This is a genomic window from Burkholderia sp. SIMBA_062 (assembly GCF_046534765.1).
Taxonomy (GTDB): Bacteria; Pseudomonadota; Gammaproteobacteria; order Burkholderiales; family Burkholderiaceae; genus Burkholderia; species Burkholderia ambifaria.
This window is the reverse complement of the sequence record NZ_JAWRYD010000025.1, coordinates 91,880-106,369: the sequence shown is the minus strand read 5'-3', so window position 1 is coordinate 106,369 and position 14,490 is coordinate 91,880. Positions and strand designations below refer to the sequence as shown.

Genomic DNA, 14,490 nt, shown 5'->3' with positions numbered 1-14,490 from the left:
GGCGGTTCCGGCGGTTCCGGCGGTTCCGGCGGTTCCGGCGGTTCCGGCGGTTCCGGCGGTTCCGGCGGTTCCGGCGGCTCCGGCCATTGCGCGGATTCCATCGATTCCAGCGATTCTCGGCGGATTCCACCTGACGGGCCGGCGCCGCGCGGTGCCGGCCCCTGCCCGACCCGCGCTGCTTTCGCGCTTACCCCGCGCCGACCGGCTGGCTCGCGCCCCCGGCGCCGCCGAAGCCCAGCCCGGCCGCCCGCTGGACCAGCTCGATGTCGTTGGTCACGCCGAGTTTCTTCATCGCGCTGATCTTCTGCGCACTGACGGTCTGCTTCCCCTTGTTCAGCCGCTGCGCGATCGTCTTGATCGGTACGCCGGCCAGATAGAGGCGAATTACCTCGATTTCGCGCGACGACAGCTTCACCGGCGGCTGGTCGTGTGCGGCGAGCGCCTCGAGCGCGCGCCGGATGAGCGGCGACAGATAGCGCCCGCCGCTGTAGCTCGAATGGATCGCGGTGACGATGTGGCCGACGTCGTCGAACTTGCTGACGAGGCTCGCGCCGCCTTGCGCGAGGATCGAGCGGAAGATCACCGGATTCTCGTTGCCGACCAGCGCGACGATGCCGACGTTCGGGCGCGAACGGCGCAGCCAGTCGAACAGCGCGAGGCCGTCCATCCGCGCGTCCTGGCCGATCGCATAGTCGACCAGCACGATGTCGCAGTCGATGCGGCCGAGCGCGTCGACCAGTTCGTCCGGCGTCCGGGAGACGCCGACGAGATCGATCGCGCACGCGTCGCCGGCAATGTGCTCCATGCCCGCGAGCGTCAGCGGCCAGTCGTACGCGAAAACAGTGCGAATACTGAATTTCCCCATGCGCAGTTCCAGAAGGTTCGCCGGGCCGCGCGACGCGGAATGCGTGCGCGGCCGGATCGGCGTTGAATGACGTTCGAGATATTTTTATCTCGAACGTCATTCTAGGAAGTGGCGCGCGTCCGGGATATCGGACGGTGTATAGATTGGCCTGCGGGAACGTAATACGAGTTTGATATTTGTGCCGGTCCGGCCATTCGGCGGCAGGCCGAGTCGGCCGGATGGCCGACATTGCGGGCGGCGCGGGCCGCACGGACGGCCCGCAGGGTAAAATTGCGGCCTTTGCATGCCACTCCGGGCGACCGGCCGTGGGCAGCGCGCCGCTTCCGGCCGCGCGCCCCGCCCGTTCGCCGCGCTTCCTCCATGACCGAATCCGATCTGCAATCCGACGACACCGCCATCCACCAGGACGGCCTCTGGCACGACAACGGCTGGACCGCCCGCATCATCAAGAACGAGGACGACGACGGCTGGGCCGTCGAGATGATCAAGGACGGCGAAGCCGAGCCCGCGCTGGTCGGCCCGTGGACGATGGGCCGCGACAAGAAGAACCCGAAGCCGATGGACGCGAACGCGTTCCGCACGCTGGTGAAGACCGCGACCGAGGTGCTGATGCGTCACGAGCAGCAGCGCCGCGCGATGCTGCACAAGGAGGTGACGGTCCAGGGCGACGACGGGCAGGATGTGTCGGTGACGCTCGACATCGTGCCGGACGAGTTCGAGCCTTATGCGCAACTGAAGGCGTTCGACCCGTACGGCGAGCTGCTGGCTGACGCGAAGGTGTCGGCCGGGTTCAAGCTCAATAAGGCCAGCGCCGCGCGCTGGGTCGAATCGGGCTTCGAACGGCCGGCTTGATGCAACGGCTGGGCTGGCTGGGCTGGCTGGGCTGGCTGGGCTGGCTGGCTGGCTGGCTGGCTGGGCTCGCTGGCTCGCTGGCTGGCTGACGGGCTGATAGGCTGGCGGGCCCGCGAGTTGACGAGCTGGCGAGCTGGCGAGCGGGCGGGCGGGCGAGCCGACGGCCGCGCGATGCCGCGCCGCGCCGGGTCCAACCGGCGTCAACCGTGCAGGCTGTGCAGGCCGTGCGCGATCATCAGGCGGTACAGCGTCGCGCGCGAAATCCCGAGTTCCGCCGCGACATCGGCATGCTGGTGTCGATGCCGCAACAGCGTTTCCTCGATCGTGCGGCGCTCGGCCTGCCGGCGCGCCTCGGCGAGCGTCGGCGGCCGGTGCGACGTGTACTGGCTCAGCTCGAGATCGACGGCCGAGATCAGCGGGCCGTTCGTCATCACGACCGCGAAGCGGATCCGGTTGATCAGTTCGCGCACGTTGCCCGGCCACGCATGGTTGTGAATCGCCTCGATCGCGCACGGCGTGAAGCCGCGAATCCGGTGCGAGCCGTCGTCGCGATAGCGCCGCAGCAGGTGGTCGGCGAGCAGCATGATGTCGCGGCCGCGCGCGCGCAGCGGCGGTTCGTCGATGCGCAGCACGCACAGGCGGTAATACAGGTCCGCACGGAACCGCCCCGCCTGCATCGCGGCCTCGAGATCGACATGGGTCGCGGACACGATCCGCACGTCCACCGGAATCGACACGCGCCCGCCGAGCCGCTCGATCTTGCCCTCCTGCAGGAACCGCAACAGGCTCGCCTGGCTCTCGAACGGCATGTCGCCGATTTCGTCGAGAAACAGCGTGCCGCCGTGCGCGGCTTCGATGCGGCCGATCTTGCGCTGGTGCGCGCCGGTGAACGCGCCGCGTTCATGGCCGAACAGCTCGGCCTGCAGCAGCGTCGACGGGATGGCCGCGCAATTCACGGCGACGAACGGCGCGTCGGCGCGCGACGAATGCTGGTGGATCGCCGCCGCGGTCAACTCCTTGCCGGTCCCGGATTCGCCGGCGATGAACACGGCGGCCTCGGTGTTGGCGACCTTGCGGATCGTCGCGAACAGCCGGCGCATCACGCCGCATGCGCCGATCATCGCCCGGCCCGGCGGCGCGGCATCGACGTCCGGTTTTTCGCTTTCCACCAGTTTCAGCATCCCGTACGCATGGCCGACGAGATAACCGATCGTCCTGCAGGCCGTCGCATTGCACACGTAGTCGAAGCAGCACTGGCGAATCAGGCGCGCGACGGTGGCGTCGCGCAGCCGCTCGTCGTCGGCGAGCGCGACCCAGCCGATACGCGGATCGCGCAGCAGCGCCTCGAACGACGCGACGTCGGGCGACGCGAAGTCGTCGAAATCGACGATGCCCGCGTGCAGGCGGTTCGCCTTGACGAGATTGAGTGCGTCCGCGACGGATTTCGCACGCCACACATTCCAGCCGCGCGATGCGAGACAGTCGACGAGCCCCGCATCGGGATGCTGCGACAGATATACGAGCGGGCGCGACAGCACGGTATGGGGACGCCGGCCCGTGACGAACGGCGGCACGCATGCGGCCCGTTCGCCCTCCTGCGGGCCTGACAGTCTGATCGGGCAGTAATGGTTCACGATGGCCTCGCCGCGTAGGGTTGTCGGGCGGAGCGCGGCGCGAATCGGTGAGCGGCGGGCCTTCCTGCCCGCGCGCCGCGCTGCCGGCGTGTCCGCTCGGGAAAATTCGCTATCTGCAGAACACCACCCGCTGCGTATAGATCTGCGGTTCGACGGCGGGCCGCGCGGCCCGGTTGAGGTCTTCGCGATAGGTGCGGTAGGTCCGGCCGTTGACCGTCACCTCCGTCACGGGCGCCGTCTCGATCGTGTTCAGCCCGTTGCGTTGCCAGTCGCTGACCCGCGCCGACGCGGACAGGCTCGACTCGCCCGCGATCTTCTGCGTGATCGCGCTGCTGTCGCTCCACGGCTGCGTGCGCATGTCCTCGGCGTGCTGCATCGCGCCGACCGTCTTGCCGGTCGGAGCCGGCCCGCTCTGCGCTTCGAACGGCGCGCCGCGGCCGTACACCGGCGATTGCCACGACGGTGCGTGCCCTTCCTCCGGCATCATGTAAATCATCTGCGGGTCGCCGACCATCATCATCGGCACGCATGCGGTGTTGTCCGGGCGGCCGAGCGTCGTCAGCGCCTGCTGGACGCTCGCGGCGTTCGCGAGGTTCTGCTCGCTCAGGATGACAAAGACCGCGGGATTCTGGAAAACCGACTGCGCGGCGGCTTGCGTGCCGTACAGCAGCAGAGCGACCAAAAAGATCCTCATGATCGAGGCTCCTTGTACCCTCGTCAGGCAAAAAGAGGTGTTGACCTCGGGGATGGGATCAACACCCGTCAAACTTGCGACGCGCGTCGCGCAGCGGGCCCGGCGGCTCCCGTGCACCCGGCATGCCGGTCGCGCGAGAGCCGGGCCCGCGTGCTTACGACGACGTGCTCGTCGAGATGATGGCCGGAGCCGGCATGGCCGGCGCGGCCGGTTGGTCGACCGTGGCCGGCGCCAGTTCCTTCGCCGTATCGGAGACGGCCGGCATATCGGTGGACGAAGCAGGCGCGGCTGCGGATTCGACCGCGGCCGTCGCCTTTGCGTCGACAGCCGGCGTGTCGGCAACGGCCGCCGCCGCCGCGGGCTGCGCAACCTCGGGCGCGGGCGCTTCGGCTGCCGCCTGCGCAGCCGGTTCGGCAGCCTTCGCATCGGCCGCGGGCGCTGCTGCGTCGACTACCTGCGGCGCGGCGTCGGTCGCGGCCGGTGCGGCTTGCGCGGTGTTCGGCACCTTCGCGTCGGCGGCCGGCGCGGCCGCGGCTTGCGCTGCGGTTGCTTGCGCTGCGGTTGCAGCCGGTGCCGGCTCCGCAGCCTTGTCAGCAACTGCCGGCATGGGTTCCGGTGCCTTCGTGTCGACCGCCGGCGCCGCTGCGGCTTGCGCTGCGGTTTCCGTTACGGCCGGCGCGGGTTCCGGCGCCTTGGCGGCCACGGCCTGAGCGGGTTGTTCCGGCGCCTTGTCGGCGACGGCCGGCGCGGCAATGATGGCGGCAGCAGGCACGGCGCTCATCGCGGCCGGTGCGATGGCAGGCGCGGCGCTCACGGCCGGTGCGGCCGCGACAACCGGCGCGACGGCAGGCGCGGCACTCACCGCCGGTGCTGCCGCAGCAACCGGCGCGACGGCAGGCGCGGCACTCACCGCCGGTGCGGCCGCAGCAACCGGTGCGACGGCAGGCACGGCGCTCACCGCCGGTGCTGCTGCGGCAACCGGTGCGACGGCAGGCAGGGCACTCACCGCCGGTGCTGCTGCGGCAACCGACGCGACAGCAGGCGGGGCACTCACCGCCGGTGCTGCCGCAGCAACCGGCACGGCGGCAGGCACGATGGCAGCCGCTTGCGACGCCTTCACGGCAGCTGCTTGCGTCGCGGCAGGCACCGCGCTGCCGGCCGGCGCGGCGATCGATGGCACCGACACCGGGGCCGGCGCCGCCTGGACCGCGGTGGTCGCCACCGGCCGCGTCTGCGCGGGCGCCGGTGCAGCGCCATCGAGCGGTGGCAGACCCATGCGGTTGCGCACGATCGGGTCGCGATACTTCACGTCGTCGGCCACGGTCGCTTCGACGGAAGGCGCCACGTTCGAGCGCGCGAGCGGCGCGGTCGTGCCCGGGCACAGGTGCCCGGTCGCTTCCACCGCGCGCCGGTTCGCATCGCTCTGGCAGAGCAGCGCGAGCGCGACGTCGGTCAGCCCCATCGCGCGGAATTCACGCGCATCGAGACGACGCACGCAAGCCTGGTCGACCAGGGTCGTGCCGCCCGTCGCGCCGAAGCCGGGGAACGACACGCCGACGCTCACCGAGCCCATGCAGGTATCGGACAACGTGGTCGTGAGGCCCGGTGCCTGAATCGCCGGGTTCGTCTTGATCGTCTGGGTACCCGAATAGTTGACGTTTTCCGCCGCCTGGGTGTTGTACGGGCTGGTGCCGGGCGTGCCGGCCGCGAGCGAGTTCGTGCTCTGCGGCGTCACGTTCGAGCCGCCGCTCGTGGAAGACGGCATCGTCAGGTTGACCTGGACGCTCGAATTGCCGCTGCCGCGAATCCCGCTGCTGCTCGTGGCATTGCCGCCAGTCGTGGTGTTGGTGTTCATGCTCGCCCCGCCGCCGAGGCTGACCGCCGTCGACGAGGTGGACGACTGCGCACTTGAAGTCGAGTCGGCTGTCTGCGCTTGGGCACCCACCGTGGCCATCGCGAACATCGCCGCACATGCCACCTTGATCTTGTTGCTGTTCATTTCACTCTCCGGACGAGTTTGACCTCCCACCCAGGCAACCGTGCTAATTCCCCTGAATTCCTTCAGATTTGCCTGCTTCCCCGAACTGCTTCCAGCCGCTGCCCAGCTGGGACCACGAGCCGCCCGACATGCCCGGCCATTGCGGGCTCCCCGGCGCACCGATGGCACTGCCCGACGAAAGCGTTTGTTGTTGTGACGGTTTGGTTGCCTGGTCAGGGTTGTGTGACGTCTGCGAATTCGATTGCACGTCGTCGGCAGCACGGTCGGCGCCATATGCCGTCAGAGACGCGAGCATCAGAGCGGCGGCAATCAGTTTCTGCTTCATGCCAACTCCTTACGGTGACAACAAGGCGATGAAAGAGACCAGCGTCGCTGGGAAACTGGTCCCCCAGCACCCGGATCAAGGACTGCCGGCGGTCGCGCCGGAGCTGCCCTGACTGCCGCCCGATGCGGACGGCGATCCGGTCGGACCGGTACCCCATACAGTCGACGTGTTGTAGTGGTTCGAGCCCGCAATCGTTCCCGACCAGCCACTGCCCGTCATCCCGGCGGCGCCCGCGTTGGCAATGCCGCTGTCGTTCGCCCCGGTTGCCGTGTAGTGGTTCGCGCCCAGTACGATCGTGGCGGTCACCCCGCCCGACAGCGCATTGGCGTTCTCGCTCGTGTTGCCGGTTCCACCGAACGAGCCTGCGGCACCGATACCGCCGCCTGCCGCGAACGCGCCTCCGTTCGTGCCCCAGCCGCTGGCCGTCGAAGTCGAGTCGTGATAGGCAGTTGCCGTGCCGGTGGATCCAGCGGGTGTCACGGTACTTCCCGCGTTTGCGCCCGCTACCGAAGTCGAGTTGCTCGTATAGCTGCCGGTGCCGACCAACACCGAACCGGAGACACCTGCTGCAACGGATTGCGTCTGGTTGAAGGTCGACGGTCCGGACGCCAGGACGGCCGACGACAGAACGGTGAGCGCTGTCGCTAAAAAAACGTTGGCTTTCATAGCAATTCCTTGCTGTGAGGAAGTTCGGTGGCCAGGCCGCCGGGCCCGCCCTCGCGGGACGCAACCCGGCATCCGTGCCACCATTCCATGACGAACGCTATGCGCCGCGGCTTAGTAGTGATACATCGTCCAGCCGGTCGAGCCGGCATTCGCGCCGCTCGAGCCGCCGGCTTGCGCGCCGCCAAAGCCGAAACCGCGCACCGACGACGTGTTGGTATGGTCCGTGTACGAGATCGAGCTGCTCGCACCGCCACCGGCCGTTGCAGCGGCTGCGCCGAGTGCCGCGCCGGAGTCCGTGGCCGTGAATGACCCGAACCCGACAACACCGGCCATCGTCTGGCCGCCGCTCGACGAGTTGCTGGTCGAAATCGTGCCGCTCGCTGCGAACGCTGCACTCGAAACCGCCATAACTGCTGCTGCAATCAGAAGCTTCTTCATGGTCGACTCCATAACGGCGTGGACGGAACAAGCGAGGAAAGCTGCACGCCTTCAACTTCCCTGCCTCGAGCAATCCCTACAGATAAGGATCACTATCTAAATACAAAGAATCGATTCTCGCGAATCCGACACCCCGTATTTTTTTGCCATTCGAAGTGCAGATTCGTATTTATTAGTTTTCCGAATTTTTTAATAGTTGCTTTCGATAAGGCTTATCGATTTTTTAAATATTCGAAAATGAATTTCCACACGCACCCGGAAACACGAATTCATCGTTCCGGATGAGTTGTTTTCGAAATTCGCTCACGCGGCATGCCGGCACACGGCGTTCGCTTCAGCAATCGAAAATGCGCGAATAATGTCATTCACCGAAGTGCAGCGCCATTGAAACCGTACGCGTCATCGCGCCGATAACGGGCCTGCATGACAATCAGGTGGCATCGTTTCTCCCTGAGCTACCCGTCGAATATCTTCCCGGCAATCCGGCCGACGGCCGTTCGAATCAGTCCAGCCGGCGCCGGTATTTTTCCGGTGCGATCGATACGGCCCTGCACGGTCGAAGATGAATCGGCGTCAAGCTGTCCGGCACGAACAACCTGGCCCATCCTGGGGAACGGGATGAAAATGAAGAGGAGCACCGCTGCCGGCCGGTCGTCATGCGCAATGACAGGTGCGCCAGCGCGTGCAACGCGCGGAAGCCGCGAAACCGGCAGTGACGAACCCGCGAAGCTGGCACTGCATCGCGAGTCGTACTACACGCTGTCCGACTACCCCACGGGTGCGCAAGGATTGCGCGAATCAAGCTGCTGCTTCTGGTCTTCATCGCTGTTTCCCCGACTGCTTATTGACGAGTTGGCCGCCCCCATCTTCGATGCATCTGGTCGACCGCTCGCCGGTGCGTCCAATGTCGCAAGGGGCATGCCATGCGTGATTCCACCGATGGTTGCGCGTCGCATGCCGGCCGCGACGCGTGGACGTGTCGCCGGGGATCGCATTTTTTGTTTCAGGAATGTATCGCGGTGACCGTCGGCAGCCTGCTGCCGATCCTTGAACGCCGCGAAGCAATGCTGGAAAAGGCGGACGAATGCGGCCCGCGGGGCCTCGTGCAAGGGCTCGGCGAATAGGTGTTTCATAGTCGAGAAGTGCACCGTCGAACTTTGCAGCCGACGTGCGCGTCGGCCGCTGCAAATCGCCTGCGGCGGCCCGTTCGACAGCATTCTCGCGCCCGAAAAATCGTGACCCCAAGCGCGCGGCACCGGTTCTGCGGAGCCGTCGCGCCGGACATCGGCACGCTGGCGGACGTGTGCATCCGCCACCGCGCAACGCAATTGATTCATCCGTGAAAATACCGACGGGATCAAGCGTCGACCGACCCTGCAGAAACGCGCGGCAAAAACGGCTTGCACGGCCGTCTGCATATCGAAAAAAACGACGCCGCGCTTGCGTGCGAAACCGCTCGACATGCTTTGTCGGTTTCGATTGCCTGCATTCAATTCGCCGACAATCAATGCCGATAACCATTGCATTTCATTGCCTGGATGGCGACACGCGATACGCGCGAGAAACATTTCCGAAGTGATATCGGTCGCGCATCCCGTCGCCGAAACCTGTTCGTGCCACCCGAGATCTACGCGGAAGGCGCGTCATTGCGCGATTTTTTGCACGTTTCGACCGGTCGGCCCGCATCCGGCCGGCAATTGCCGCATCCGTCCGGCCGCCTGCGGGATACACGCTTGAAACGAAGTTCATGCGCGGCCCGTGAGGGCGTCGGGCTCGCCGCAATCGCAATGACCGGCGGCGCCGGCTAGGTGCCGAGCAACTCCTTCTTGCGCAGATGCACGACGTCGCGCATCGGCGGTGCGCCGAACAGCCGGCTGTATTCGCGGCTGAACTGCGACGCGCTTTCGTAGCCGACTGCCGCGGCCACCGAACCGACGTCGCCGCCCTGTCGCAGCAACAGCCGCCGCGCCTCGTGCAGCCGCAACTGCTTCTGGTACTGCAGCGGGCTCAGCGTGGTCACGTGCTTGAAGTGATGGTGCAGCGACGACACGCTCATGTTGACCGCCTGCGCGAGCGTATCGACCCGCATCGGCTCCGCGTAGTGATCGCGGATCCACTCGATCGCGCGCGCGATCCGGTGCGTCTGGCTGCCCGCGACGGCCATGTGCCGCAGCCGCGTGCCCTGCCCGCTCGTCATCAGCCGATACAGCAGTTCCTTTTCGATCAGCGGCGCGACCACCGGAATATCGGCCGGCGTATCGAGCAGCCGCAGCAGCCGCAGCGCGGCATCGAGCAGCGGCGCCGTCAGCTCGGCGAGCGCGATGCCCTCGCCTTCGGGGCCCGCGTCGGGCTCCGGCAGCCGCATCTCGGCCGCGAGTTCGACGATGCGCTGCAGATCGAGCGTCAGCGACAGGCACAGGTACGGCGCATCCGGCGATGCCCGCGTGACGCGCGAGAGAATCGGCAAGTCGATCGACGTAATCAGGCAGTTCTGCGTGTCGTATTCGTAAGTCTGTCCGGCCACGATCACGCGCTTCGCGCCCTGCGCGGCGATCACGAGCGCGGCGCGCGACACGCCGCAGCCGAGATCGACCGGACGCGTATGCCGGTGCAGCATCAGCGCCGGCACGGCCGTCGAGTGGGAGCCGTCCGCCGGCGCGAAACGGCCGATCAGCGACGCCAGTTCGCGCCGCCCGGATTCGCGCGACGCCGCGATATCGGTCATGTCCATGACGGATTCCTCGCTTCATTTCCCTGAATCGCGGGAGCATAGCGAATCGCTCGCCGCCGTGCCGGGGATTTGCAGGATTGTTCAATAAATTTGCAGGATTGGGTAGACGTAAAAACCGACCGTTCGCGCACACTGCCACCTGATCCGGCGCATGCCGGGTTTTCCCCACGGAGACAAAATAATGCCCACCACGTTTGTCCTGAACGGCAAGAGTGTCACGCTCGATGCCGATCCGTCGATGCCCGTCCTCTGGGCGATCCGCGAGCACGCGGGGCTGACCGGCACGAAGTTCGGCTGCGGCATGGCGCAGTGCGGCGCCTGCACGGTCCACCTGGAAGGCCAGGCCGTCCGCTCGTGCGTGCTGCCGCTCGCCGCCGTCGCGGGCAAGCACGTCACGACGATCGAAGGCGTGCAGAGCAAGCCCGCGCAGGCCGTGCAGGCCGCCTGGGTGAAGCTGCAGGTGCCGCAGTGCGGCTATTGCCAGTCCGGCCAGATCATGTCGGCCACCGCGCTGCTCGAACAGAACCCGAAGCCGACCGACGCGGACATCGACGCCGCGATGAACGGCAACCTCTGCCGCTGTGCGACCTACGCCCGCATCCGGGCCGCGATCCACGACGCGGCCGCGACGCTGGGAGCCTGACCATGACGATCGAACTCGACAACCCCGGTTCGGTGCGACCGTCGCGCCGCACCTTCCTGAAGGCCGCGGGCGCCGCGGCCGCCGTCAGCTTGACGATCGGCTTCGAATGGGCCGGCCTCGGCCGCCGCGCGCTCGCCGCGACGGCGCCCGCCGCCGACTTCGCGCCGAACGCATTCCTGCGCATCACGCCCGACGGCAAGGTCACCGTGATCGCCAAGCACGTCGAAATGGGCCAGGGCGCGTACACGGGCATCGCGACGATCGTCGCCGAGGAGCTCGACGCCGACTGGTCGAGCGTGCGCGTCGAAAGCGCGCCGGCCGATGCGAAGCGCTATGCGAACCTCGCGTTCGGCACGATGCAGGGCACGGGCGGCAGCTCGGCCATGTCGAACTCGTGGCAGCAGTTGCGCGAAGCGGGCGGCAAGGCGCGCGCGATGCTCGTGTCGGCCGCGGCGGCCCGCTGGAAGGTGCCGGCCGGCGAGCTGACCACCGCCAACGGCGTCGTCACGCATGCGAAGAGCGGCAAGACGGCCGCCTACGGCACGCTGGTCGCCGACGCGTCGAAACTGCCGGTGCCCGACAAGGTCACGCTGAAGCAGCCGGCCGACTTCAAGCTGATCGGCCATCGCATTCCGCGCGTCGACGCGTCGGCCAAATCGAACGGCACCGCGCAATTCACGCTCGACACCACCTTCCCCGGCATGCGCGTCGCGCTGCTGCAGCGCCCGCCGCGCTTCGGCGCGACGGTCAAGTCGTTCGACGCGACGGCCGCGAAGGCCGTGCCGGGCGTGGTATCGGTCGTGCACGTGCCGGGCGGCGTCGCGGTCGTCGCGACCGGCTTCTGGGCCGCGAAACAGGGCCGCGACGCGCTGAAGGTCGAATGGGACGAAGCGAACGCCGAGAAGCGCGGCTCTGACGAGATCATGCGCGAATACCGGCAGCTCGCCGCCAAGCCCGGCGCGTCGGCGCGCAAGGACGGCGATGCCGACGCGGCGATCGCGGGCGCCGCGCGCAAGATCAGCGCGACCTACGAGTTCCCGTATCTCGCCCATGCGCCGATGGAGCCGCTCGATGCGGTCGTCAAGCTGACGGCGAACAGCTGCGAGATCTGGGCCGGCGACCAGTTCCAGACGGTCGACCAGGGCAATGCCGCCAAGGTCGCGGGCCTGGCGCCCGAGCAGGTGCGGATTCACACGCTGTACGCGGGCGGCAGCTTCGGCCGGCGCGCGAACGCGTGGTCGGACTATGTGGTCGAGGCCGTGTCGATCGCGAAGGCGCTCGGCGCGGACGGCAAGCCGGTCAAGCTGCAGTGGACGCGCGAGGACGACATCCAGGGCGGCTTCTATCGCCCGATGTACTTCCACAAGCTCGATGCAGGGCTGACGGCGGACGGCAAGCTGGTCGGCTGGCGCCACCGGATCGTCGGCCAGTCGATCCTCGCCGGCACGCCGTTCGAGGCGTTCATGGTGAAGAACGGGATCGACGCGACGTCGGTCGAGGGCGCGGCGAACCTGCCGTACGCGGTGCCGAACGTGTCGGTCGAGCTCACCACCACCAAGGTCGGCCTGCCCGTGCTGTGGTGGCGCGTGGTCGGCAGCTCGCACACCGCGTATGCGGTCGAGGCGTTCGTCGACGAAGCCGCGCACGCGGCGGGCAAGGATCCGTACCTGTTCCGCCGCGACCTGCTCGCGAAGGAGCCGCGGATGCGCGCCGTGCTCGAGCTGGCCGCGCAGAAGGCCGGCTGGGATCCGGCGAAACCGCTGCCGAAGGGCCGCGGGCGCGGGATCGCGGTGGCCGAGGCGTTCAAGAGCTATGTCGCGCAGGTGGCCGAAGTGTCTGTGGATGCCGACGGCAAGGTGAAGGTGGAGCGCGTGGTGTGCGCGGTCGACTGCGGGATCGCGATCAACCCGGACATCGTCGCCGCGCAGATGGAAGGCGGCATCGGCTTCGGGCTCGGCGCGGCGTTGCACAGCGCGATCACGCTGAAGGACGGCCACGTCGAACAGCGCAACTTCGACGGCTACCACGTGCTGCGGATGGCGGAGATGCCGAAGGTCGAGGTGCATGTCGTGCCGTCGGCGGAGGCGCCGACCGGCGTCGGCGAGCCGGGTGTCGCGCCGATCGGGCCGGCGGTCGCCAACGCGATCTTCGCGGCGACCGGCAAGCGGCATTACGTGCTGCCGTTCGATTCGGGCGATACCGCGAAGGCTTGACGGGCGGGTGAAACGCCGGCCGTGCGACGGGGACGTCGTGCGGCCGGTTTTTTATGCCGCGCTGCCGCCCGCCGCCCGCGACGCAATCGCGCCGGATCGCTCATTCCTGTTCGACTTCCGGCCACAGCTTAGGGAACAGAAATCGAAGTGCCGCAAGCGGCAACCCGAAGGAAAGCTCGCCGCGGTGCGAAGGAGAGGTCAGCAGCCCGAAATCGATCAGCGATCGAACGATGCGGCGCGCCAGCACGTCACTTACTCCAAGCATCTGCGAGAATTCCGCACGCGTAACGGCTCGGCGCAGTGCGACGAACTCCATGGCCAGCGCCGCGGCCTCCGGCTTGATGACCGATTTTTCCGAACGGATGGTCCAGGGATTGAATTCCAGGTAGCGCAGCAGATCGAGCATACGCGCCGTCACACCTTCGAATTCGGTCATACGGACCATGAATCCGACCTGATCCTCGCAGCAGTCCAGAAAGAACCGCGCGAACTTGACGAGGGCTTCCTGAGACAGGTTGCCTCGCCCGTCCAGATCGTTGCGCCGCGTCTGATCGGCTTCGCTTAGCCTCGCGTAATACTGCTCATGCTCGCGCGCCAATCCGCGAAGCGGCGACCACAGCCCATGGGTGAGATCAGCGGCGCGTAGTCCGAGATGCGAATGGAGACGTGCTACCCGGCCGTTACCATCCATAAACGGGTGTACCCACGCCAGACGATGATGCGAGCACGCGATCCCGATCACCTGATATTCCTTCGCGCGAATGCGGGCATAACGTGCCGCCCAAGCCTGCAGCAACGGTTCGATCATCTCCGGCTCCGGCGCCAGATGGCGTCCGACCGTCACATCCGACCGCCGAAGCTCGCCCGGAACAATGATTTGCCCGTCCTCGGTGAGTCGCTCATCTGCAGGCAAACAGGAAAAGAACCGCTCGTGGATCACCGGGATCCGCGCGGATTCGAACAGTCCGGCGACCGGAAGGGCAGCCCATTCTTCCTCGAGCGCCGCTTCCGTGGCGATATGTGCGACCGCGAAGCGCTGCTTCTTGCGCTCCACACTGTCGGACGAATAATCCCGATGAAGCGCGGCCTCGATATTGGCCGGGCTCGTATGCTGGCCTTCGATCTTGTTCGTGTAGTACGAATTCATCGCGCGCAACTGGGGAGCGAGCGCGCGGGCCAATGGCGTATCCCTCACGGTAAGCAAGCGCTGCGACGAATCAACGAGCTGCCCGGCTTGATCAAGCAGCGGATCGAGGACACGGTCCTCGGGAAACAGCGGTTCGAAGGTGGCAACGGTCGTCATGCTTCGCCGTAGGGTTCCATGTAGGGTTGGATGTAGGGTTTGATGTCGCTAATTATAGCGACTTATATACATGATTTATATGAGATTTCTAGATCATTGAGTTGGGTTGAATGTAGGGTTCCGTGTC

Annotated in this window: 13 protein-coding genes; 3 read left to right on the top strand and 10 right to left on the bottom strand. The window is 66.9% G+C overall.

Annotated elements, in window-relative coordinates; all coding sequences use genetic code 11:
- Window positions 1-187: 187 nt before the first annotated feature.
- On the bottom strand, window positions 188-865 hold the full coding sequence (locus SB786_RS25055; RefSeq protein WP_410729829.1) for a LuxR C-terminal-related transcriptional regulator: 678 nt from the start codon (window positions 863-865) through the stop codon (window positions 188-190).
- Between the two features lie 360 nt (window positions 866-1,225).
- Here SB786_RS25055 and SB786_RS25050 point away from each other — a divergent pair, with 360 nt between their 5' ends.
- Window positions 1,226-1,717, top strand: a complete 492-nt coding sequence (locus SB786_RS25050) for a hypothetical protein (RefSeq protein WP_011659197.1) — start codon at window positions 1,226-1,228, stop codon at window positions 1,715-1,717.
- Between the two features lie 200 nt (window positions 1,718-1,917).
- Here SB786_RS25050 and SB786_RS25045 read toward each other — a convergent pair whose 3' ends face one another.
- From SB786_RS25045 to SB786_RS25010, 8 genes are all read right to left on the bottom strand, one after another.
- Window positions 1,918-3,351: a sigma 54-interacting transcriptional regulator gene (locus tag SB786_RS25045; RefSeq protein ID WP_410729828.1), complete on the bottom strand. Its 1,434-nt coding sequence runs from the start codon at window positions 3,349-3,351 to the stop codon at window positions 1,918-1,920.
- A 109-nt stretch (window positions 3,352-3,460) separates the two neighbouring features.
- Window positions 3,461-4,045, bottom strand: coding sequence for a hypothetical protein (locus SB786_RS25040; protein ID WP_410729827.1), 585 nt, complete (start codon window positions 4,043-4,045; stop codon window positions 3,461-3,463).
- A gap of 154 nt (window positions 4,046-4,199) precedes the next feature.
- Window positions 4,200-6,044 carry a chemotaxis protein CheA gene (locus tag SB786_RS25035; protein ID WP_410729826.1) on the bottom strand — a complete coding sequence of 615 codons (1,845 nt, stop codon included), beginning with the start codon at window positions 6,042-6,044 and terminating at the stop codon, window positions 4,200-4,202.
- Window positions 6,045-6,087: 43 nt separating this feature from the next.
- On the bottom strand, window positions 6,088-6,369 hold the full coding sequence (locus SB786_RS25030) for a hypothetical protein (protein ID WP_410729825.1): 282 nt from the start codon (window positions 6,367-6,369) through the stop codon (window positions 6,088-6,090).
- 75 nt (window positions 6,370-6,444) lie between these two features.
- Complete coding sequence (locus SB786_RS25025) at window positions 6,445-7,035, bottom strand: hypothetical protein (protein WP_410729824.1); 591 nt, start codon at window positions 7,033-7,035, stop codon at window positions 6,445-6,447.
- Between the two features lie 111 nt (window positions 7,036-7,146).
- Entirely contained in the window at window positions 7,147-7,473 is a 327-nt protein-coding gene (locus SB786_RS25020) for a hypothetical protein (RefSeq protein ID WP_410729823.1), read from the bottom strand.
- Between the two features lie 767 nt (window positions 7,474-8,240).
- The gene (locus SB786_RS25015) at window positions 8,241-8,999 is read right to left on the bottom strand and encodes a hypothetical protein (RefSeq protein ID WP_410729822.1); all 759 of its coding nucleotides are present in this window, start codon (window positions 8,997-8,999) and stop codon (window positions 8,241-8,243) included.
- Window positions 9,000-9,277: 278 nt separating this feature from the next.
- Entirely contained in the window at window positions 9,278-10,204 is a 927-nt protein-coding gene (locus tag SB786_RS25010) for an AraC family transcriptional regulator N-terminal domain-containing protein (RefSeq protein WP_410729821.1), read from the bottom strand.
- Between the two features lie 181 nt (window positions 10,205-10,385).
- Between SB786_RS25010 and SB786_RS25005 the strand changes: the two genes are divergently transcribed.
- On the top strand, window positions 10,386-10,847 hold the full coding sequence (locus tag SB786_RS25005; protein WP_175667384.1) for a (2Fe-2S)-binding protein: 462 nt from the start codon (window positions 10,386-10,388) through the stop codon (window positions 10,845-10,847).
- 2 nt (window positions 10,848-10,849) lie between these two features.
- Complete coding sequence (locus tag SB786_RS25000) at window positions 10,850-13,060, top strand: molybdopterin cofactor-binding domain-containing protein (RefSeq protein ID WP_410729820.1); 2,211 nt, start codon at window positions 10,850-10,852, stop codon at window positions 13,058-13,060.
- A 100-nt stretch (window positions 13,061-13,160) separates the two neighbouring features.
- On the opposite strand, the gene SB786_RS24995 is transcribed toward SB786_RS25000, so the two are convergent.
- Entirely contained in the window at window positions 13,161-14,363 is a 1,203-nt protein-coding gene (locus tag SB786_RS24995; RefSeq protein ID WP_410729819.1) for a Fic family protein, read from the bottom strand.
- Between the last annotated feature and the right edge of the window lie 127 nt (window positions 14,364-14,490).